General features: G+C 62.1%; 16 protein-coding genes. 8 read left to right on the forward strand and 8 right to left on the reverse strand.

Annotated elements, in window-relative coordinates:
- Positions 1–94 precede the first annotated feature (94 nt).
- From F4U95_RS18475 to F4U95_RS18495, 5 genes are all read left to right on the forward strand, one after another.
- Entirely contained in the window at positions 95–1,459 is a 1,365-nt protein-coding gene (locus F4U95_RS18475; protein ID WP_246171640.1) for a carbohydrate porin, read from the forward strand.
- Between the two features lie 9 nt (positions 1,460–1,468).
- Positions 1,469–1,681, forward strand: a complete 213-nt coding sequence (locus F4U95_RS18480; RefSeq protein ID WP_120252629.1) for a hypothetical protein — start codon at positions 1,469–1,471, stop codon at positions 1,679–1,681.
- Positions 1,672–2,997 carry an NAD(P)/FAD-dependent oxidoreductase gene (locus tag F4U95_RS18485; RefSeq protein WP_425505080.1) on the forward strand — a complete coding sequence of 442 codons (1,326 nt, stop codon included), beginning with the start codon at positions 1,672–1,674 and terminating at the stop codon, positions 2,995–2,997. The genes F4U95_RS18480 and F4U95_RS18485 overlap by 10 nt, the downstream gene beginning before the upstream one ends.
- Positions 2,998–3,209: 212 nt before the next feature.
- The gene (locus tag F4U95_RS18490; RefSeq protein ID WP_145986278.1) at positions 3,210–3,569 is read left to right on the forward strand and encodes a hypothetical protein; all 360 of its coding nucleotides are present in this window, start codon (positions 3,210–3,212) and stop codon (positions 3,567–3,569) included.
- Between the two features lie 328 nt (positions 3,570–3,897).
- The gene (locus tag F4U95_RS18495; protein WP_343032341.1) at positions 3,898–5,145 is read left to right on the forward strand and encodes an aminotransferase class V-fold PLP-dependent enzyme; all 1,248 of its coding nucleotides are present in this window, start codon (positions 3,898–3,900) and stop codon (positions 5,143–5,145) included.
- Between the two features lie 303 nt (positions 5,146–5,448).
- On the opposite strand, the gene F4U95_RS18500 is transcribed toward F4U95_RS18495, so the two are convergent.
- The 7 genes from F4U95_RS18500 to F4U95_RS18530 all read right to left on the reverse strand — a co-directional run bounded on the left by F4U95_RS18500 (position 5,449) and on the right by F4U95_RS18530 (position 17,092).
- On the reverse strand, positions 5,449–6,705 hold the full coding sequence (locus F4U95_RS18500; protein ID WP_120252633.1) for an MFS transporter: 1,257 nt from the start codon (positions 6,703–6,705) through the stop codon (positions 5,449–5,451).
- Between the two features lie 34 nt (positions 6,706–6,739).
- Entirely contained in the window at positions 6,740–8,383 is a 1,644-nt protein-coding gene (locus tag F4U95_RS18505) for a sulfatase family protein (protein ID WP_120252634.1), read from the reverse strand.
- Positions 8,380–9,312 (reverse strand): formylglycine-generating enzyme family protein, encoded by a 933-nt coding sequence (locus F4U95_RS18510; RefSeq protein ID WP_120253480.1) that lies wholly within the window; start codon positions 9,310–9,312, stop codon positions 8,380–8,382. Before F4U95_RS18510 ends, F4U95_RS18505 begins: the two co-directional genes overlap by 4 nt.
- Before the next feature lie 8 nt (positions 9,313–9,320).
- Positions 9,321–11,249 carry a glycoside hydrolase family 3 protein gene (locus F4U95_RS18515; protein ID WP_120252635.1) on the reverse strand — a complete coding sequence of 643 codons (1,929 nt, stop codon included), beginning with the start codon at positions 11,247–11,249 and terminating at the stop codon, positions 9,321–9,323.
- The gene (locus F4U95_RS18520) at positions 11,243–12,952 is read right to left on the reverse strand and encodes a glycoside hydrolase family 3 protein (protein ID WP_120252636.1); all 1,710 of its coding nucleotides are present in this window, start codon (positions 12,950–12,952) and stop codon (positions 11,243–11,245) included. The genes F4U95_RS18515 and F4U95_RS18520 overlap by 7 nt, the downstream gene beginning before the upstream one ends.
- Complete coding sequence (locus F4U95_RS18525) at positions 12,949–14,655, reverse strand: arylsulfatase (RefSeq protein WP_232016500.1); 1,707 nt, start codon at positions 14,653–14,655, stop codon at positions 12,949–12,951. The genes F4U95_RS18520 and F4U95_RS18525 overlap by 4 nt, the downstream gene beginning before the upstream one ends.
- 61 nt (positions 14,656–14,716) lie before the next feature.
- A complete protein-coding gene (locus tag F4U95_RS18530) occupies positions 14,717–17,092 on the reverse strand; it encodes a TonB-dependent receptor (RefSeq protein ID WP_120252637.1) in 2,376 nt (791 codons plus the stop codon).
- 253 nt (positions 17,093–17,345) lie between these two features.
- Between F4U95_RS18530 and F4U95_RS18535 the strand changes: the two genes are divergently transcribed.
- On the forward strand, positions 17,346–18,401 hold the full coding sequence (locus tag F4U95_RS18535; protein WP_120252638.1) for a LacI family DNA-binding transcriptional regulator: 1,056 nt from the start codon (positions 17,346–17,348) through the stop codon (positions 18,399–18,401).
- A gap of 236 nt (positions 18,402–18,637) precedes the next feature.
- On the forward strand, positions 18,638–19,381 hold the full coding sequence (locus F4U95_RS18540; protein WP_120252639.1) for a MerR family transcriptional regulator: 744 nt from the start codon (positions 18,638–18,640) through the stop codon (positions 19,379–19,381).
- Here F4U95_RS18540 and F4U95_RS18545 read toward each other — a convergent pair.
- The gene (locus F4U95_RS18545) at positions 19,356–20,465 is read right to left on the reverse strand and encodes an NAD(P)-dependent alcohol dehydrogenase (RefSeq protein WP_232016502.1); all 1,110 of its coding nucleotides are present in this window, start codon (positions 20,463–20,465) and stop codon (positions 19,356–19,358) included. The genes F4U95_RS18540 and F4U95_RS18545 overlap by 26 nt on opposite strands.
- A gap of 215 nt (positions 20,466–20,680) precedes the next feature.
- Here F4U95_RS18545 and F4U95_RS18550 point away from each other — a divergent pair, with 215 nt between their 5' ends.
- Positions 20,681–21,982 (forward strand): cytochrome P450, encoded by a 1,302-nt coding sequence (locus tag F4U95_RS18550; protein ID WP_120252640.1) that lies wholly within the window; start codon positions 20,681–20,683, stop codon positions 21,980–21,982.
- Positions 21,983–22,044 lie beyond the last annotated feature (62 nt).

Below are 22,044 nucleotides of genomic sequence, written 5' to 3' on the forward strand. Positions count from 1 at the left end.
TTTAACATCTTTCACATGCTGCTCGCCCCTGATCGGGGCGCGTGAGACGGAGGGGGCTTTGGCCCACCATATTCATATTCCCGGTCGCCTGACCATGATTGGCCTGCTGCTTGCCCTGCCTTTGATGAGCATCGACGCTTATGGCGCCGACATGCCCAACGCCACGGCACTGGCGGCAAATGCCGCCGCCATGCCTGCATCCTCGCAGGAGGCGACGACGGCTGCGACCATATTGGCGCCCGCTGCTGCTCCGTCCCGCCCGGCCCCGCCGCGTGAGACGTTGACGGGCGACTGGGGCGGCCTGCGCACTCGTCTCAAGCAGGCGGGCGTCACCGTGCGCGCCGACTATGTGTCGGAAAGCTTTTCCGCCGTCGACGGCGGCGAGCGGCGCGGCACCGCCTATACGCAACAATTGCGGGGCGGTTTGGACTTCGACATGGGCAAAATCGCTGGCTGGTCAGGCGCGACCTTGCACCTGACGTTCAACGACCGGCGCGGCATCGGCATCTCGTCCGACTATATCGGCAACCGCCTGCCCGTTCAGGAGGCCGCCGGCGGCTATTATGCCCGCCTCGCCGAATTCAGTTACGAACAATCTTTGCTCGACGGTCGCCTTAACCTTAGGCTGGGCTACTTCGCCATGGGCAATGATCTGGGCGGCATGATCCTGGGCTGCAATTTCGTCAACGCCGCCTTTTGCGCCCATCCGTTGTCGGAATCGGGTAATAGTGGATGGTATAATTATCCCAATGCCCGCTGGGGCGCGGCCGTGCGCTACCGCATCCGTCCCGACGTCGCGATCCGCACCGGCGTCTATCAGGTCAATCCACGCCTCAATGAAGAACGCGCCGCCTGGCGTCCGTTCACCGGCGGAACGACCGGCATGCTGATGCCGCTGGAGGTCGAATATGATCCGGGCATCTTACCAGGCAGCCGAGTGCTGCCGGGCCATTACAAGCTTGGCGTCTATTATGACACCTCGCGCGCCGACCGTCGCGGCGAGCTGGGCATGTTGCGCGGTCGCTATGGCATTTATGCTCTCGCCGATCAGATGATCCTGCGCGAAGGAACCGGTGACCGCGGCCTCTCCATCTTTGCCCAGTTTACCGCCAACCCGCCATCCTCGGCGCAGATCACGCGCTGGTATGCGGCAGGCTTGGTCAAGACCGGCACGTTCCCCGGCCGCGACGCCGACACCATTTCGCTTGGCATCGTACATGCGCAGGTGAACCCACGCCTGCGCCATGCCCAGGCCGACCTCGCCACCGATGCACTGGTCGAGGGCTATGCTTCGCTCCCTTCAGGCGAAACCGCAATCGAAGCCAGCTACGGTATCCAGATAGCCCGCTGGCTCAGCGTCCGGCCCGACGTGCAATATATTCTCGACCCCGGCGCCTTCGCCTATCGCCGAACCCCTGATGCACTCGCGCTGGGCGGTCAGATCAAGATGCAGTTTTGACCCAAGCCCATGACCATAACCCAGCCTCTATGGATCGACCCGACAATGGCGCAGCGCAGTGTCGATCACTCGCGCCCGACGTCGGCTCTTGGCCGCCTGACGCTCGGTGAAATTCTGCCTGTCCATGCCTCGCTTTGCGATGGTGAGCGACCTATTGCAATGTACGACCGGCGCGTGGAAGACCGTTCCATCACCCTGTCGATCGAGGAGGAATACGCTTGATCCCCGACAAGAAGATCCAGATCGTCATCGTCGGTGGCGGCGCCGCCGGCATCGAACTCGCGCGAAAACTCGGCGCCCGATACGGTCGCAAGCGTCACGACATCATCCTGATCGACCGCAATCGCACCCATATCTGGAAGCCGCTGCTGCACGAAGTCGCGACCGGATCGCTCGACGCCAGCCTGGATGAAGTAGGTTATCGCAGCCACTGTCACCGCTGGGGTTATCGCTATCTCTATGGCACGTTGCAGGGCATCGACCGCGCGGCGCGGCGCGTCCATATCGCGCCTGTCTTCGATCCCAAGGGGCGCGAAGTGGTCGGCGCCCATTCGGTCCGGTACGATTATCTGGTGCTGGCCTATGGATCGGTCACCAATGATTTCGGGACGCCGGGCGTTGCGGAGAATTGCCTGTTCCTAGACAGCCGGGTTCAGGCGGACGGCTTCCGCGACCAACTGCTCGACCATTGCCTGCGCGTGTCGCGCGCCATGTCTGCCGATCCGGGATCCGACGCACGGGTCCGGATCGCGATCGTCGGCGGCGGAGCGACCGGGGTCGAGCTGGCGGCGGAACTCTATAATGCCGCTGATGCGCTGGGATATTACGGGCTGGAGGTGTTCGATCGCCAGCGGATGGACGTAACCCTGTTGGAGGCAGGGCCACGTATCCTGCCAGCCTTGCCCGACCGGCTGGCCGACGCCGCGCGGGAGGAACTGGAGGCGCTGGGCGTCAAGGTCCGCGCCGGTGTGGCCGTCACCGCCTCCACCCCGCTTGGGATGGAAACGAAGGATGACGGTTTCGTCCCCGCCGATCTTCAGGTCTGGGCCGCAGGCGTAAAGGCGGCGCATATCCGCGACGGGTTGGATGGGTTGGAGCTTTCCCGCGCCGGTCAGGTCATCGTGCGGCCGACGCTCCAGAGCTTGGCCGACCCACATGTCTTCGCCATGGGCGATTGCGCATCCTGCACGCCCGAGGGCGCCGACCGGCCGATTCCGCCGCGTGCGCAGGCGGCGCACCAGATGGCCGATACCGTCTTTGCCAATCTTGGCCGCCTGATGGCAAATCGTCCGCTCAAAAATTTCGAGTATAAGGATCACGGCTCACTGGTCTCGCTCAGCCGCTATTCGACGGTCGGCTCGCTGATGGGCAAGCTGGTGGGCGGTCGCATGGCGGTGGAAGGGCGGCTGGCCCGCTTCGTATACATGTCGCTTTATCGTATGCATTTACTCGCCGTGCACGGAAAGATCCGCGGCCCTGCTCTCATAATAGTCAGTCATATCAACCGTTTCGTGCGTCCACGACTGAAACTTCATTGAATTTAGGGTCGCTATATTGCTGCGACGATCGGACCGGTGCCCTATTCTTCATGCAATGGCGTGCGGCGGATTTGGCGCTACGGCCACAGGAAACCCGAAATTCCGATGGTTGCTGCGCATGTGCAACATGTCTCAAGCACGTAGCAGATGAGCGTGGGTAGCAAATTTGAACTCACCCTAATTTAGATCGTTCACTTGCCTCGGAGAGTGAGATGGATGCTAAATTCGATTGTGTTGCCGATCCTCGTCGCAATCTGATGCGGGTAAAGATGGCAGGATTTTTCAGTGAGGAGGATGTGCAGCGCTTTGCCGGTGCCTATCGCTCGTTGTTGCCGCAACTCGACGCTCCCGGACATTTGACGCTGGTGGACATCAAGCAGATGCAAATCCAGCCGCAATCGGTGGTGGGTGCCTTTTCCACACTTCTCGCGTCACCCGACGTGCGATCGCTACGACTTGCTTTTGTCTGTAGTTCAACTCTGGCCCGCCTCCAGGCGCAGCGACTGACCGATCGGGCAGGCGTCAGGTTTTTTGAAGATGAGGCCGAGGCAGAGACATGGCTGCTCGGATAAAAGCCGTTTTGCGTCCGTTCTGCGCCGTTCATTGCTGCGAGCGGGCAAATTCCATTTCCCAAAAGCTGCCGTTCTTTCAGATTTCCATCATGCAACAGGCGACGCAAAAGCGGTCGGTCGGCGATCGCCAGATTTGACCATCCTCGATCCGGGGCAGTGCCGAAAATATCCTCAACACTTACCCGGCAGAAGCAACCAACCAGGCGGTTCGCGGCCTCATCTATTCGCGCAATGCGCCCTATGACACAGATGGTGGCCAATATTATGTCCGCTTGGGCCTGACCTTCTGATCGGTTAGGGATGGGATATGGATATCAGCCGCAGACAGATGATGTTGGCCACGGCGGTTACGCCGGTTGCGGGACGGTTGGATGCCGCCCTGTCGCCGGCCGCCGTCGTTCGTCCCGATGATGAAGGCTATTGGGCAAAGGTCGCCGCTCACTATGACGTCACCCGCGATGTCATCCAGTTGGAAAACGGCAATTGGGGCATGATGTCCCAGCCGGTTCTCGAGCGCTATGAGCAGGCTGTGCGCCGGGTCAATCGAGAGACCAGCTATTATGCCCGGCGCGGCCTTACGCCGGACCTGATCGCCGTACGGGATCGCGTGGCGGCCAAAATGGGCGTCGCACCCCAGGAAATCGCCTTCACCCGCAACGCGACCGAAGCGTTGAAGGCGCTGATCGGCGGCTATAATCGGCTACGACCGGGTGATGCGGTGCTCTATGCCGATCTCGACTATGATAGCATGCAGGCCTGTTTTGACGCGCTCAAGCACAGCCGTGGCGTAGATGTCGTGCGGATCGACCTGCCCGAGCCGGCTACCTATCAGGGACTGATCGACGCCTATGACGCCGCGCTCAAGGCCAATCCGAAAACCCGCCTGATCCTCCTGACGCATCTCAGCCACCGTACCGGCCTGGTGGTTCCGGTAAAGGAAATCGTGGCGCTGGCCCGCGCACGCGGCGTGGATGCGATCCTCGATGCGGCACATAGCTGGGGCCAGCTCGATTTTCGTCCTGCCGATCTCGATGCCGATTTCATCGGATTCAACCTGCATAAATGGTGGGGCGCGCCGTTGGGCGTAGGGGTTGTCTATATCCGTAAGGACAAGATCGATCTGATCGATCCGGACAGCGCCAACAGCCCGCCATTTGCCATCAGCGCCTACTCACGGGTCCATACCGGCACGGTGGATTTCGCCGCTCAACTGACCGTTCCGGCTGCTCTGGATTTTCAGGATGGTATAGGCGATGCGGCCCGCGCCGCGCGTCTGCGCCATCTTCGCGATCTATGGACGGAAAATTTGCGGGGAGCCAAGGGTCTGGAGATACTGACGCCTGCTGACCCTCGCCTACATGGCGGTATCACCTCGTTTCGTTTCGAGGGGCGTGCCAGCGTGCAGGACAACGTCAATATCGCCAAGCGTCTGCTGGACGAGCATCGGATGTTCACGGTCCATCGTGACGGACCCGCGCGCGGGGCGTGTATTCGTGTTACGCCAGCCTTGTTCAATAATGCGGCAGATATGGCTGCACTGGAAAAGGCGATTCGATCGCTTCTGCCTCCCGGTTAAGATCGAAATGCAGATAAAGGTATAGAACTCTGCGCGATATTCATGCCGAATTACAGGATTTATCCGGCTATACCCCGGAATGATGAATATTTGCGGAGATCCAAGTGGAATTTCCGCATGTGCATGACTGTATTTGAAATATAGCGGCGTATGTGAAATTTGACTGGTCCCCGCTTCGGAGCCGATCCACACTTCCTGTCTAAAACCGGGCAGTCATTTAGGCGACCCCATCAAAATCATGGCGGATAGGAATACCTTTGCGATTCAGAATTGCCGCAAAACCGCTATAAAATCAGTAATTTGTCACCTAGATCGGCGCACCGGGCAGATGGTGATCGCGCCAAGCACGGCGAAGAGGCAACCGACGATATAGATGGCGGCATAGCCATTGCCATGCGCATTGCCGATCACGAGAATGACCGGCGCAATGGCGGGGGCGAGCGACTGGGGCAGGCTGTTGGCGATCTGGAACACGCCCATATCCTTGGCGCTGTCCTCCGGCCGGGGCAGGATGGCGGCGAGCAGGGCCAGGTCGACCGCGAAATAAAGGCCCTTGCCTATACCCGCCATGGCGACGCCGACCAGGAATTGCGAGACGGACGGGGCGAGCGCGATCGTCAGGAAACCGGCGCCCTCCAGCGCGGCGGCGAGGAAGACCAGCGGCTTGCGGCGGCCGGTCCAGTCGGTGATGAAGCCGCCGACCAGCGAGATGGCGATGGTGGCAGTGGCGATGATCGCCATGGATTTGACCATGACCTGCGTTGCATCGGCCTTGGGCAGCGAGAGCTGGTCGGTCAGGAAGAAAAGCTGGTAGGTCAGCAGGAACGACCAGGCCATCATGATGAGGAAGCGGCTGCCAAAGGCCCAGCTGAAGTCCCAGTCGCGAAACGGCGCGCCGATCGCGCGCAGCATGGCGATGGGGCCGAGGCGGCGGTCGTCACCGCCGTCGGCCGGGCGATCGGGCAGGATCAGACACAAGATAGTGATGCTGATGATCGTGATGGCGAAAGGCGCGAGGAACATCAGCAGAGGCGAGCCCTGCGTATATTGGGTGATCCAGCTGCCCGCGAAGGTGCCCATGGTCGATGTCATGCCCAGCATGCCCGCGACCCGGCCCTGCCAGCGGACCGGGATGACGTCCGGCAGGATCGGCAGGCACCCCGCCTGAATGGCGTTGAACCCGGCTTGGCAGATGATCCAGCCCACGCCCAGCAGCAGCAGATTGGGCGCGAGGCCGAGCAGCAGCAGACCAGCGCCCGCGACGACAAGGCCACCCAGCAACCAGGGCCGGCGGCGACCCAAGCGGCTGCGCGTCCGATCCGACAGGGCGCCGCAGATCGGCGTGGCAACCAGTGCGACGAAGCCGCCGATCGCCAGGATGATGCCGAGCCAGCGACCCTTTTCCGCTTCGCTCGCAATCTCGCCGACGCGCAGCGCCAGCGTCATCACCACCGGCGTCAGTAGTGCGACCCAGATGCCGAACTGGGCCAGCACATAGATGGCGACGAAACCCAGCGACACGGCGGGGCGGGTGGTTTCCGGCGAAGGGGATGCGGTCATCGACGCGAACTTTCAATGCGGGCTGTAGGCCGGATCAGGGGTGGTAGCTTTTGCCTTGCGCGTCGGCCTTAGCCTTGGCGGGGCTGTCGGCGAAGAGATCGTTCATCTTGGTCGGCAGGTTGGGTTGCACATACCAGTCGGCCGGGAAGTCGGCGGCATGCGGGCCATCGATATTGCGATCGACAAGGCCAGAGCTGGTCTTGCGCGTATAGGGGACGACATGCGCACCCTTGTTGTTGGCCAGTTGATCGAACAGCGCCTTGCGCAGCGTGATCTTGCTATCCAGCCATTTGGGATCTTCGATCAGATTGTGCATCTCGTCAGGGTCGCTCTTGAGGTCGTACAGCTCCTCCAGATCCCAGACGCCATGATATTGGATATATTTCACCCGGTCGCGCTCGATCGCGAAGGTGGTGGGGGTCTGCGGAAAGCTCCATTCCCAATAATATTCATAGACGAAATCGCCGGGGTTCCAGGTCTTTTCGTCAATCTTTCCCTCGGCTACGGGCAGGAAGCTCTTGCCCTCCATCTGGGCGGGCTTTGCCACATGGGCGATGTCGAGGAAGGTCGGCGCGAGGTCGAGATTGCGCACGACCGCGGGGTTGGTCACCCCCTTGGGCACCATGCCGGGTGCCCAGACGATCATCGGCACGCGGACCGAGGGTTCATAGGCGTTGCGCTTGTCGATCAGCCCATGTTCGCCGATCAGGAAGCCATTGTCGGAATAGAAGACGACCATCGTATTTTTATCGAGATGGTTCTTCTTCAGATAAGCCAGGATGCGACCTAGGCTCTCATCCACAGGGGACAGGGTGCGATAATAGTCGCGCACCTGCTCCGTCATGGGGTTGTTGGTGTGATAGGGGAAGTCCGCGCCGTGCCAGCTGTTGCGCTGGTTGCGGACCCAGAGCGGCTTGCCTTCATTATTTTCCGGCGTGTTTGCCATGCTGGCGGGCAGCTTGATCTGAAGGTCGCTATATTGCGCCTTGTAGCGGTCTGGCGGCAGAGGATCGCTATGGACCGCCTTGTGGCTGAGATAGAGGAAGAAGGGTTTGGAAGGATCGCGGCCCTTCTCCAGCCAGTTCATGGCATAATCGGTCAGTTCGTCGGTGATATAGCCGGCGCGCTTCACATGCGCGCCATCGACGTTGAGCATCTGCCGCTCGCCCGCCGCGATCTTCTCCGGCGACAATTGCTCGGTCGGGAAATAGGTGCCTTGCCCTTTGAAGCTGACCCATTTGTCGAAGCCGGGGCGCGGGGCATCGGTATCGAAGCCCATATGCCATTTGCCGAAGAAGCCGGTTTGATAGCCCGCTGCCTGAAGATATTTGGGGAAGAAGGTCAGCCCTTCCTCCGAACTATTATTATTGTCCACCACGCCATGGTTGCGCGCGGTCTGGCCGGTCAGGATAGTCGCGCGGCTGGGCGAGCAGAGCGAGGAGGTGACGACGGCATTGGGGAAATAGACGCCGTCCTTCGCCAGCCGGTCGATATTGGGCGTTTGAAGCCCCGGCGTCAGGAAGCCCATTGCATCATAGCGCAGATCATCCACCAGCACGAATATCATGTTCGTGGGCTTTGGCTGTGGCGCGTTCACCGGCTTGGCAAAGGCGCCCGGCCCCAGCAGGGTGCAGGCGGCGATCGCGGCGGCGCGCAGCGCGCGGCGGGCGTGGGTCATGGACGGGTTCCCTTCTTGTCCCGGATGATGCAGCGAAAGCCGATATGGCTGGTCGCGCTGTCCACCGCCTGCGCATGGCGGGCGGCGGGACGATAGCGCTGGCAATAATTGGGCGCACATAGATGCGATCCGCCCTTCAGCACCTTGCGCGGAATGGCGATGTCGGGCGTGGCGGGATCGAAACTCTCCCGCTTCGTGCCGCCGCGCGGATTGGCGGGGACGCAGCAGCTGCCCTTGGCCTTGCGCTCGATCCGGGGCTGGGCGAACCAGTCGGTCGTCCATTCCCAGACATTGCCGATCATGTCGTACAGGCCATGCCCGTTCGCCGCATAGTTGCGCACGGGGGAGGTGCGCTCATAACCGTCCGCCAGCGTGTTGCCGTAGGGGAAGGCGCCCTGCCAATAATTGGCCAACATCGCGCCGCCGGGCGCCAGTTGGTCGCCCCAGGCATAGTCTGCGCCGTCCAACCCGCCCCGCGCTGCATATTCCCACTCCGCCTCGGTCGGCAGTGCCTTGCCGGCCCATTTGGCGTAGGCCAGTGCATCTTCATAGGCGACATGGACGACGGGGTGATCCTCCAAGCCCTCGATCCGGCTGTCCGGGCCATGGGGATGGCGCCAGTCGGTGCCGAAGCTGAATTGCCACCACTGGCTATAGTCTTCGAGCGATACCGGACCTCCCGTGCGCTGGAACAGCAGCGATCCCGCCTGTGCCATGGCCGGGTCCATACCGGGATAGTCCTTGGGGTCTGGCGCGATCTCGGCCAGCGTGACATGACCGGTCGCGTCCACGAAGCGGGCGAAATCCCGGTTGGTGACGGGGGTTGCGTCGATCCGGAAGCCGTCCACCTGTACCCGGCGCACCGGCGCTTCCTCCGGGTAGAAACGGTCAGACCCCATCAGGAAGGCGCCGCCGGGCAGGTGGATCATGCCGTCCGTCATTGGGCGGACGCCTTGAGGATGATCCCGGCGCCGCGCGGATAGGCGGGGGCGGGGCCATCGTCAGGCAGGTCGGGGCTTTGCGCCTCGACATCGGCCATGGAGCGGGGGAGGGAGAAAGGCATATGGCCCTTCGCCAAGGCGCGACCGGTGACGACGTCCAGCAGCGCGGCATCGCTGGCGCCGAAAGTGACGAGGATCGCGCGGGCCATCGGCTCGATCGCGGTCAGGATGGCGGGGCGGTCCATCTCCACGGCGACGACGGTGGGGACACGAGCCGATGCGCGGGCAATGGCCCGCATATCCTTGTCTTCGGCACGGAAATCCAGCCGGCCTTCATGCTGGCGCGCGCCGAAGAAATGATGCGGGTGCAGCGTTTCGAACGGGGTGGCGGTGCGGACCAGCGCGATGTCGGCTTGCGCCGGATCTTCCACTACGGTGAAGCCGGCGGCGCGGGCGGCGGCGGCATCGACATTGTGCAGCCAGATACGTTTACCCGGCGCGACCGGCAGGGTCGCCTTGTCGTTGCGCAGCAGCACCTGGCTGGCGCGCTGGACGGTGTCCGCTTCGGCTTGCGCTTGCGGGTTGCCGACGATCCGTACGGCGGCGGCTTCGTCGACATAGGGATTGTCGAACAGGCCCTGTTCGAATTTCAAACGCAGTACGCGGCGGACGGAGTCGTCGATCCGCTTTTCGCTGACCAGTTTCCTGGCGACCGCGTCCAGGATCGGGGCGGGATCGTTCGCGCCGCCGAACTGGTCGATGCCCGCGTTCAGCCCCTTGGCGAAGCGGGTCGTCTTGTCGGCTGTCTCCATGCCCCATGGGGTGCCGATCGAGGCGGGCGTCTGCGGGTTCGCGGCGTCGGGCGCCATGCAGGCCTGCGGGCAGTCATTGGTGATCGACCAGTCGGAGACGATCAGGCCGGAAAAGCCTTTCTCCCCGCGCAACAGGCCGGTCAGCATCTGCTTGTTGAAGCCGGCGGCGACCGGCTCGATCGGCTGGCCTGCGATATTGGGGCCTTGGACGATGACATAGGTGGGCATAACCCCAGCGCTATGGGCGGCGAGGCTGTCGTCGAAGGCGCGGATATGCTGGGCGAAGGATGCATCGGTCAGCGGCGCGTTGCGGCCATAATGATTGTGACCGTCAAAGCCTTCGGGTTCGGCGCCATAGCCGACCCAATGTTTGACCACCGTGGCTACACCGTCGGGCTGCACGCCGGTGCGGCCATGCTGGAAACCATCGACATAGGCGCCGGCAAGGCGCGACACTTCGGCCGGATCGGAGCCGAAGGTCGCGGCAAAGCGCGGCCAGCGCGGTTCGGTGGCGAGGTCGGCTTGTGGGGAGAGCGCCATATGGATGCCGACGGCCCGATATTCCTGCCGGGCGATATCGCCAAAGCGACGCACAGTTTCGGTGTCGCCCAGCGCGGCAAAGCCCAGCGTGTCTGGCCAGAGCGAGAAGCCTCCGCCTGTCGTGCTGGCGCCTAGCGTCGCCTGAAAATGATGACGGGGATCGGTGCTGATCGTGGCGGGGATGCCGAGCCGGCTCGCCTCCGCCAGTTTCTGCACAGCGTTATTCTGTGCCGCCAATTCGGACGGCGACACGACGAGGCGCGTGATGAAGCTGCTAATGTGGCGATCGTTCAGCAGCTTCGCGGTCGCGTCGGCATCATAGGCCTTGCCGGCGAAGCCGATCGCGGAACCGGGCGTGGGCAGCGTGCCGTGCAGCAGCATGCCAGCTTTCTCCGCCAGCGTCATCTGCTTCAGCAAATCCTCGACCCGTGCGTCGATGGGCGCGCGCGCATCCTCATAAGGGTCGATCCGGCCATTATGGTTGAGGTCGCGCCAGCCCTTGGGCGGAGACGCCGCGCCGCCCAGCGCCAGCACGAAGAGCGATGCGGCGGCAATCCTGCGAGCGCTTACCATGTCAATTGCTCCTTACCGCAAAAGGCGTCGACCGGACTGTTCCCGGTAAAGGGCGCATCCCCGACCAGCCGCTCCACCAGTGCCGTCTGCACATCGGGCAGCGAGGCATAGGCGTTGATATAGGTCGCGAAATTCGGCGCGTCATACAGATAATAAGGCTGGCCGAAGGAGATGAGCAGGGTCGGGATTTCGCGGTTGAACTGGATCATCGCGTTGCGCGGGCTGGCGTGCAGCTTGGCGAAGTCGAGGAAGATATGGCTGAGCGAAGGCGTCGCTTCCTGCCCGATCAGATAGAGTATGAGGTCGGTATCGTCGGGGGTCGGCATCGTATCGGGGTCGAAATGGCGGACGGTAAAGCCGTGACCTTCCATACTTGCGATCAACTGCGTGAAATCGCGTTCGGGTGCGCCGGAGAAGAAGCTGGCCCCTTCGTCCGATATGATGAGCACGCGCTTATGCTTGTCCGGTGTGATCGGGATCAGCGTGTCGCGATTCTTGACCAGGGTGATGCTGGCGGCGGCGGCGCGCGCGGCCCGGTCCAGATGCGCGGGCTGACGCAACAGGTTGCGGGTCTGATCGAGCGGAGCGATGCGTTCGTCCGGCGTCTTGCGGTGCAGCCCCAGCTTGGCCTTCAAGGACAGGAAGCGGGTGACGGCGTCATGCAGTCTCTGTTCCGACAGGCGGCCTTCGCGAAGTCCTTGCAACATGAGATCCATGTCGGCGACCGGATCGCGGCTGAAGAGGAAGACGTCGCAGCCGCCTTCGATGACGGCGGGGACGGCTTCGGCCCGGTCCATCCAGCTGGTCAGGCCACCCATCACGGTGGCGTCGGACACGATCAGGCCGTTGAAGCCCAACTCACCGCGCAGCAAATCCTGATTCAGCAGGCGTGAGACGGAAGCCGGCTCGAACGCCTGCGCGCCGGCCTGTGGCAGTTTGTCGCGTATATAAGCGGGCAGGGCGATATGGGCGGACATGATCGTCATCACACCATCATCGACCAAAGTACCGAAGATGCGGCCGAAGGTCGCGCGCCATTCGTCCATATCCATGTCGTTGACGCTGGTGACCAGATGCTGGTCGCGATCGTCCAGCCCGTCGCCCGGCCAGTGCTTGGCGCAGGCGGCCACGCCCTGCGCCTGTAGCGCGCTCACATAGGCGCGCGCCTGCGCCAGGATGCGGTGGGGATCGGAGCCGTAGGAACGGGTGCCGACCACTGCGTTGCGGAAGGCGCGGTTGATGTCGACCACGGGGGTGAAGGACCAGTTATAGCCGAGCGCCCGGCTTTCCTGCCCGACGATGCGGGCCAGGTCGGCGCTTAGAGTCAGGTCGTCGCAGGCGGCGATGCCCATCTGGTTTGGGATGGCGGTGGTAAAGGGCGCGCTGACCGTGCCGCCTTCGATATCGCCGGACAGGATCAGCGGTACTTCGGAGCGCTCCACGGCATGGCGCGTCGCCGCCCACGCGGCATCGAGATCATGGGTCGGGAAACGGTGGATGCCGCCCGGCGTATGGGCGAGCAGCCCGTCCGTCTCCGCGATGCTGTCATGGCGCGCGGACAGGACGAAAAGTTGCGCGATCTGCGCCTCGACGCTCATCGCGTCGCGGGTCTTTTCCACCCAGGCCATGTCCTCCGGGGAGAGGAACAGAGGACCGGCACTGGGTGAAAGGGGGGAAAGCAGAGTGGTGATGGCGTTACTCATTTCGGATCGGTGAAGGCGTCGTCGTAGCGGGCGCGCCTGGCGAAGATTTCCGGCGGTTCGGCGAGGGCGGGGGTGCTGAACTTGCGCGCCTCCCGCCACCAGAGCGCCTTCATCTCCGCCAGCTTGGCGGGGTGGCTGGCGGCCAGGTCGGTGCTTTCGGAAAAATCCTTCGACAGGTCGAACAATTCCCACCGGTCCTTGGCGAAGTCGGTGCCATATTTGTGCATCGCGACCGCGCGCCAGTGGCCCGAAGTGATGGCGCGCTGACCACGTAGTTCGAAATATTGGACCGATCGGGTAGCGGCGGCCGGATTGCGGAAGGTGGCGCGAATGGAGCGACCGGCGACCGGCACCTGCGCCACGCCATCGACGCTGCGGGCAAAGTCGCTGCCGGCGGCATCCAGCAATGTGGGGGCGAGGTCGATCGGATCGACCATCTGGCTGCGGACTGCGCCCTTGTCCCTGATCACCGCCGGCCAGGAGACGATCATCGGCGTGCGGACGCCACCGGCATAGGGCCATACCTTGTAGCGGCGGAACGGCGTGTCGCCGGCCCAGGCCCAGGGACGGGGATATTCGGGTTGCAGCCTGTCCGTGCCGATATCGTCGATGCGCGCACGCTGCTCTGCGAAGCTCAGCTTATTGGGGCGATACATTTTTTCAAAGCTGCCATCCTGACCCGCTTCGGAGGCGGCACCATTGTCGGAGATCAGCAGGATGATGCTGTTGTCATATTGGCCGCTGTCTTTGAGCCGCTGGACGACCCGGCCGATCTGCGCGTCGGCATGTTCCAGAAAGCCGGCATAGGTCGCCATATAGCGGGCGAAGACGGCCTGCTCATCGGCGCTGAGCTGGTCCCACGCGCGGTCGCCGGCGGCGCGGACGGTGTTGACCGCATGGGCAGGGATAATGCCCAGCTTTTGCATCCGCGCGAAGCGTTCGGCGCGCAGCGCGTCCCAACCCTTTTCATATGTCTCACGATAATGGTCGATATAGGCGCGCGGCACCTGCAACGGGGCATGGCCCGCGCCCATCGCGAAATAGAGGAAGAAGGGCTTGCCCGCCGCATCGTCTATGTCGGCGATGGCATGGTCGGCCATGTCGGCGGAGAAATGATAGCCCGGCCCGTCGGGCTTGGGCAGGGTGGCGTTCCCGTCGATCAGGTCGGGATGATATTGGTCGGTCCAGCCGCTGTAGAAACCATAGAAGCGGTCGAAGCCACGCTGCAAAGGCCAGGACGCATTATTGCCGGGCGTGCCGTCCTCAAATTCGGGGCCGAGATGCCATTTGCCCACGCCATAGGTCCGGTATCCTGCGGCTTTCAGCGCTTGCGGCAGCATTTGGGCGTTGGCGGGCAGTTCACCGCGATCGCGGCTCATGTCGTTGGTGCGCTGGTTGGTCGGCAGGTCCGCCATCCGCACGGTCTGGTGATTGCGCCCGGTCAGCAGCGCGGCGCGGGTGGCGGTGCAGATCGCCTTGCTGTCGAAGCGATTGTAGCGCAGCCCGCCGGCGGCCAGCGCGTCGATATTGGGGGTGCGGATTTCGGAACCGAAGGCGCCAAGGTCCGAAAAGCCTACATCGTCGAGGACGATCAGGACGATATTGGGTTTGGCCGGTGCCTCAGCTTTGGGCGCGGCGTGCGCGCTGGACAGGCCGAGCGCCGCCGTTAGCATGGTTGCTGCCATCAGGATGCGCTTGCCCATTCGTCCTGCTCCATACCGTGTGAATAGGAGGCGCGGCGGCCGTGCCGCCGCGCCCGAAAGATCAGAACTTCACGCCAAGCGTGGCGCCGAAGTAACGATCCGCATCCTTGTTGTAGGTGCCGACCAGATCGTAATTGCCACCCAGGAAGGAGGTGTGACCGATGCTGGTCAGGTAGTTTTCGTCGAACAGATTCTTGACGAACAGGGTCAGGCTGTAGCGGCCATCAATCTGCTTCACGCCGATGCTGGCGTCGACCAGCGTATAGGCGGGCTGTTCCAGCAGCGGATCCTGCTCGACCGAGAAGTTCATCGCGCTCTGGAAATTGACGCCCACCTGCATGAAGCTGGCATAGTCGGTTCCCGGAATCTGCGCTTCATAGCGGGGTGCGATGCTGATCTTCCATTTCGGGCTGACCGGCAAGGTGGCGCCGCGCAGATTTTGCGTCGGGGTGACGCCCGCCGCCGTGCGGTAGCAGACGTTGATCGGCGTGCCAGTCCTGATCGGCGCGGTGGCGGCGATCTGCTGCGGGCAATTCAGGCCGTCGATGTCGATCTTCGCGTCCGAATAGGTGACCGCGCCGGTCAGGCTGAAATGATCGTCGGGTCGCACGGTGGCCTCGATCTCGAAGCCCTTGGTGCGCGACTTGCCGGCATTGGTGGAGACGAACTGGACCACGCCGGACGTGATGTCGGAGCGGTTCGCCTGCACCTGCAGATTGGTGTAGTCGGCCAGGAACAGGGCGGTGCTGACGCTCAGCACACCGTCGGCGGTGCGACCCTTGAAGCCAACTTCATAAGCGTTGACATGTTCTGGCTCCAGCACGCGCTGGTCGGCGAGGTTGGCGGAGATTTCCATCTCATAACCCAGCCCCTTGTAGCCGCGGGTATAGCTGCCATAGACCTGCGCGTTGCGGCTGAATTCATATTGCAGGCCTGCCTTGCCGGTGACTGCCGTGTCGCTGGCGGTGACGGAGCCGCTGGTCGATGCATTGCCGGGGAAGATTACGTCTCCCGCCACGATCGGCGCGGTACGGGTGCCGCTGTTGGTGCCCTTCTCATACTGCACGCGCAGGCCGCCAATCGCCTTCAGACCGCCAATGATGCGGTAATCGATCTGACCGAATGCAGCGATGCTCTCTTGCTTCAGGCGGATGTCGCTCTTGGCCGATTGCCAGATGATATTGGTGGGCGCGCAGGCTTGGCCGAAGGTGCCGGCGGTGCAGCGGGCGCGGCGGCGATCAAATGGGCGCTCGATATCCGAATGCATGTAGAAGGCGCCGGCGACATAATTAAGATCGCTATTGCCATTATTGGCGATGCGCAGTTCCTGACTGAAGGCATCAAGGTCGACAATGCCATGATTTTGGCTGAAATAGGAATAGGTCGCGCCACTGCCTACGAACAGCGGCACATTGCTGTTGATGCGTTCGATCGGCTGGTTCACGTCCAGATGATATTTTTGGTAGGCGGAAATGGAGGTGACAGTCGCGCCACCCAAATCCCAGTCCGCCTGCAACGAATAGGTCTGTTGCTTGCTATTGGAATAGGTGACGGTTTCGTCATTCAGCGTGCGGTTTTCACGGGTGGCGTTGATCGGGCCGACCAGCGACTGAAGGTTCGGATTGGTGATTGCGATCCAGGTGGAGGCGCAGCAATCCGCGTCGGTCTTGCGATATTCGGCCGCGAACAGCAGGTTCAGATTTTCGGTCGCATCCCATTCCAGCTTGCCGCGCACGCCCCAGCTCTTGGATCCGTTGTCCCAGCCGCCAGTTGCGATGTTGCGGGCGATACCGCGCACGTCGTTGTAGAAACCGGTAACGCGGGCGCGCAGCGTGTCACTGATCGGGCCGGACACGGTGCCACGGGCGCGATATTCGCCATGTTCGGCAATGGTCGCTTCGGCCTTGCCCTCAAAATCGCGCGAGGGGCGAGCTGTGGTAACATTGACGACGCCGGCGGTCGCATTCTTGCCGAACAACGTGCCCTGCGGGCCGCGCAGCACTTCGACACGCTCGATATCGGCGAGGTCGGTGAAGCCCTGGGTCTGGCGCACGGCCACGACACCATCGACGACGGTGGAGACGGAAGATTCGACGCCCTGGCCGAACAGCGCGGTGCCGATGCCGCGAATGCGGAAGCTGCTGTTGGTGGGGGTGGCGCCCTGCTGGAAGGTCAGCGACGGGACGGCTTGTACCAGCGAACTGCTGTCATTGATCTGGCGATTGGCGAGTGTGTCGGCGCCCACCGCAGTCACGGCCAGCGGCACGTCTTGGAGGCGCTCGGCGCGCTTTTGCGCGGTCACGACGATATCGGTACCGTCCTGCGGGGCCTGCGGCGCGCTATCTTGCGCCATCACGGCAGCAGGCGCCAGGGCGATGCCCAGGCTGAGAGCGGACACCGCGGCGCGGCGCAACGTCATGGTCTTGGAAAAACGCATATATCCTCCCCTATTCGCACAGTTTGGGCGTGCGATCGTATGAACTGATCCCACCAGCGGTTTGGCCGCTTGGTTGTAGCGCTACATCTTCCAGTATCGCGATGCTGTCAACAGCAATATTATAGCGCTACATTTTAATGAACAATCGTGGAATTCTGACAGCTGGATCGTCCGTAGCCATTTGCAACCGCCAGAAATATAGCGTTAAACATATAGCGAAAGCGTGCGGTGCGTGGCACAGGGAGTAACAATCATGGCCCGATCGGGGCGTCGGGCCAACCAGGCCATTACCATTCAGACGGTTGCGAACCATGCCGGTGTGTCGCCCATGACCGTGTCCAACGTCCTCAACAACAGTAGCAAGGTGCGACAAAGCAAGCGCGACGCGGTGATGGCGGCGGTGCGTGAACTCAATTACGTGCCCAATATGGCCGCGCGGTCGCTGGCAAGCGCCAGCGCGACGCGAATTGGCCTGCTCTATCGCAATATCGAAAACGCATTTCTCAGTTCCATTCTGGTTGGCGCACTGGATGCAACCAGCCGGCTGGGCGCGCAGCTGTTACTCCGGCCGCTGGAAAATGGTGACCCCAAGGAAATTGCGCAGCAGATTCAGGGGCTGGTGGAAAATGGCGCGAATGCGATCCTGATCGTCCCGCCCTATTGCGAAATTGCCAATCGCCATGGCCTGACCCGCGACTGTCCGGTGCCTGTGGTAGCGATGTCTCCGGGTGATGCGCTGTCCGGCGACCATTGCGTGCGGATTGACGATTATGGCGCAGCGCGGGATATGACCGCCTATCTGATCGGCCTTGGCCATCGGAATATCGGCTTCATTCGCGGCGGCGCCGGCCACCTGATCCATCGCACCCGCTGCGAAGGCTATCAGGCGGCGCTACGCGATGCGGGTTTGCCGGTCCAGCCAGAGTTGATCGCGACCGGCGACATGAGCTTTGAATCCGGACTGGTCGCAGGCGCGGCGCTGCTGGACCTGACCGACCGGCCGACCGCGATCTTCGCCAGCAATGACGACATGGCCGCCGCCGTCGTGTCGTTGGCGCATCGGCGCGGGCTGGATGTGCCGCGTGACCTGTCGGTGGTGGGGTTTGACGACACGCCGATCGCGGTAAAGATTTGGCCATCGCTCACGACCGTGAAGCATCCAGGGCGGCAAATCTCCAGCGACGCGGCGACACTGGCTGTGAAACTCGCTAAAGACGTCAGTGTGGGACAGCCATCAATGCTGATATATCTGGAACATAAGATCGTTCTAAGAGAATCTGCAGGTCAATGTTTGAAATTGAGCAGTTAACAGTCAATATAAATTGAAGGATCCTGGATTTCATCAAGGATGGGAATTACGTTAACCCACATTGTGGACGTGATGATGTGCTGGCCTATCCGGGCTTTGGCAACGGCCCTCAATCATAATTTCTGGCCATTCCGCAGACGCAAGATCAGCTATGCTGTCAAGGCGTCGTGAGGCTGTTGCGTATATATCAAACATAGCAGCTTGCCACATTTTGCTCGTCATGCTGTAGCGGTGGAATGAAGATGCGCGAACTGGAGTTGCGGACCGGGGTCCATCGCGAGACGATCCGCGTCTATCTGCGCGAAGGAGTAATCCCCGAACCCGCCCGCCCGCGCAAGACCGTTGCCGATTATGGCGAAGAGCATGTCCAGGCGATCCTGGCGGTGCGGCGATTGCAGCGAGAGAACCGGCTGACGCTGGGGCAGATCAAGGCGATTATCGGCGGCGAGGGTATGGACGGCCGGGTGGAGGCCAGTGCATTCGACCAACTGGAGCAGCTGGTATCGCACCGTGCCGGCGTGGATGGTCCGCCGGTGACGATCGCGTCGCTGCTGGATCGTTATCCGCATGCGGCGGAGGATGCCCGCACGCTCGCCAAGATCGGTATCCTGTCCATCATCGACACCGATCAAGGGGAGGCGTTGAGCATCACCTGCGCGCAACTGGTGCGCATCTGGGGTGATATGCGCAAGGCGGGCTTTGATCGGCGGTTGGACTATACGCCAGAGATATTGGGGTTTTACACCGATGCTGCCGACTTTGTCGGGCGGTGGGAGGCAAAGACCTTCATGGAGCGGGTCGAGGGACATATCGACGTCGGCGAAGCTGCGACCATGGTGGAACATGCTCTGCCGCTGATGCTCGATTTCTTTGGCCTGATGCGCCAGCGTGCGTTTTTCCGGCATGTCGAGGCGATCCGCGCCGGCAAGGAAACGGATCGCCCCGCAGACGGTATCACGCCATCGTCAGCACGGCCTTGACGCAGCGACCCTCATGCTGGTCCGTGACGGCCTGGTTGATATCCTCCAGTCGATAGCGGGTCATCAGCTTTTCGAAGGGGAACAGCCCCTTTGCATTGAGGGCGATCAGTTCGGGCAGGAAGCTTTGCGGATCGGCATTGCCCTCCGTGACCCCGCAGATGCTGATGCCAAGCGAGAGCATATGCAGGATATTGACGCTGACCGCGGCGTCCAGTGCCTTGGGCACGCCGACCATGGCAAGCCTTCCGAGTGGACTGAGCGCGCGCATGCCTGCATCGATCGCAGGTACGGCGCCCGATGTGTCGAGCACGCAATCGACGCCCTGAGGCCTGATCGCGCGTAATTGTTCTGCCGTGTCGCCGGCGGCCACATCGATCACATGGGTGGCGCCCAGATCCAGCGCCATGACCCGGCGACTTTCCAGCGGATCCGCGACGATGATCGCCCCGGCACCGGAAGCGCTGGCCGCCATAACGGCGCTCAGTCCCACCGGGCCGCCGCCGGTGACGAGAATGGCTTCGCCGACCTGTAGTTTGAGCGCCTTCATGACGGCGCCCGCGCCGGTCATGATGCCGCAGCCCAATGGCCCCAGAAGCTCCAGCGGTGCGTCGGCCGACACTTTCACCACATTGTGCGCCGCGACGATGGCATGACGCGCGAAGGAGGATTGCCCGAAAAAATGGCTGCTGACCTGCGCCTTTCCATCATGCAGGCAAGTCGAACCGTCGGTGCGGCATCCGCCGAAATTGAGCGCGGCAAAATCGGTGCAATAGGCCGGCTGGCCATTTAGACATTGCGGGCATTGGCGACAGGCGGCAAAGCCCATGACCACCCGGTCACCCGGCGCAACTGATGCCACTTCGGCGCCGATCGCTTCTACGATGCCGGCCCCCTCATGGCCCAGCACGACAGGCAGTGGCGTCGGCAACAGCTGATCGCGCACGACGATGTCTGTATGGCAAAGGCCGGTCGCCACGACCCGCACCAATATCTCGTCAGGGCGTATGTCGCCCAGCGTCAGATGCTCGATGGTGAATTCTCCGCCCGCCGTCCGGGCGACCGCTGCCACTACTTCCATGGTCATCCTCTCATTCAAATTGTGCCCCTGCATTCAAAAGCCGGGATCTTGCAGTCCATTTCTTTCCTGCGAGCCGCACAAAAGCGTCGCTTTGCCCGACGTCATCACTAAATGGTCCGACCGCTTTTTACGATTGACGATCGGCCTTGTCCACAACTACGTAATAAGCATACGCAATACGCAAATGGCCCAAGGGCAGCGTGGCAGGAGAGGGTAGTTTCATGGCGACTTCGCTGGATGCAGACACGCGTCCGATCATCCCCGACGATATCGCGCGGATCGTGGTCGCGCCCAAAAGCTACACGGACGATGCGACCATCTATGGTGCGTTCAAATGGCTGCGTGAGCATATGCCGTTGGGGATCGCGCAGGTACCGGGCTATGATCCGCTCTGGATCGTCACCAGACATGCCGACATCAGGGAAGTGGAACGCAATGCCAAGCTGTTCCATAATGCCGATCACAATCCCGTATTGAACGATCAGGCATCTGACGCCTTCACGCGGGAGATTACCGGGGGGACGACGCGACTATTGTCGTCGCTGACCTATATGGACCCGCCCGAACATGCATCCTACCGCACACTGACTTCCAACTGGTTCCTGCCGGGCAAGATCAGCAAGCTGGAGGAGCAGGTGAGGGTGCTGGCGCGCCAGTCGGTCGACAATTTGCTGAGTTTTGACGGCGAATGCGATTTCGTCCGCGACTTCGCGCTCCACTATCCTTTGCGTGTCATCATGTCGCTGTTCGGGGTACCGCCCGAAGACGAGCCGAAGATGCTCAAGCTGACGCAGGAATTTTTCGGCGTCCATGATCCTGAGGAGCAGCGGCCGGAAATGGTGGCTGACCCTGTGGTAGCTGCGAAACAATGGGCGGCTTCGATCGAGGATTTCTATACCTATTTCGACAGGCTGAGTGCGCAGAGGCGCGAGCAGCCGACCGACGATCTGCTGTCGCTGATCGCCAATTCGCGGATCAATGGGGCGCCCATCCCGCGTGACGAAGCGAATGGCTATTATGTCGCGATCGCCACGGCGGGGCATGACACGACATCATCGTCCACCGCTGGCGGCCTGCACGGAATGATGGCCTATCCGGAAAACTGGGCGAAGGTGAAGGCAGACCCGGCGTTGATTCCGGGCCTGGTGGACGAGGCGATCCGCTGGACCAGTCCGGTCAAGCATTTCATGCGCAACGCCACTGCCGACACGCAGGTGCGGGGCATGGACATCCGCGCGATGGAACGGCTGATGATCTGCTACCCGTCGGGCAATCGGGACGAGGCGGTGTTCGCGGACGCGGATCGGTTCGACATCACCCGCTCGCCCAATCCGCATATCGCCTTCGGCTTTGGCCCGCATATGTGTTTGGGCCAGCATCTGGCCAAGCTGGAGATGCGCATCCTGTTCGAGGAACTGCTGCCCCATCTGGCGTCGGTGGAAATGGCCGGACCGCCGCGCCTGGTCGAGACGAACTTTGTCGGCGGTTACAAGGCGCTGCCGATCCGTTTCAAGAAAGCCTGATTTTTCAAAAGCCGGGACATCGCGCACGCGGGGTCGGCACAATGCCCAAGGGTGGACAATCC

It is taken from the genome of Sphingobium limneticum, from assembly GCF_008710165.1.
GTDB classification, from domain to species: Bacteria; Pseudomonadota; Alphaproteobacteria; order Sphingomonadales; family Sphingomonadaceae; genus Sphingobium; species Sphingobium limneticum.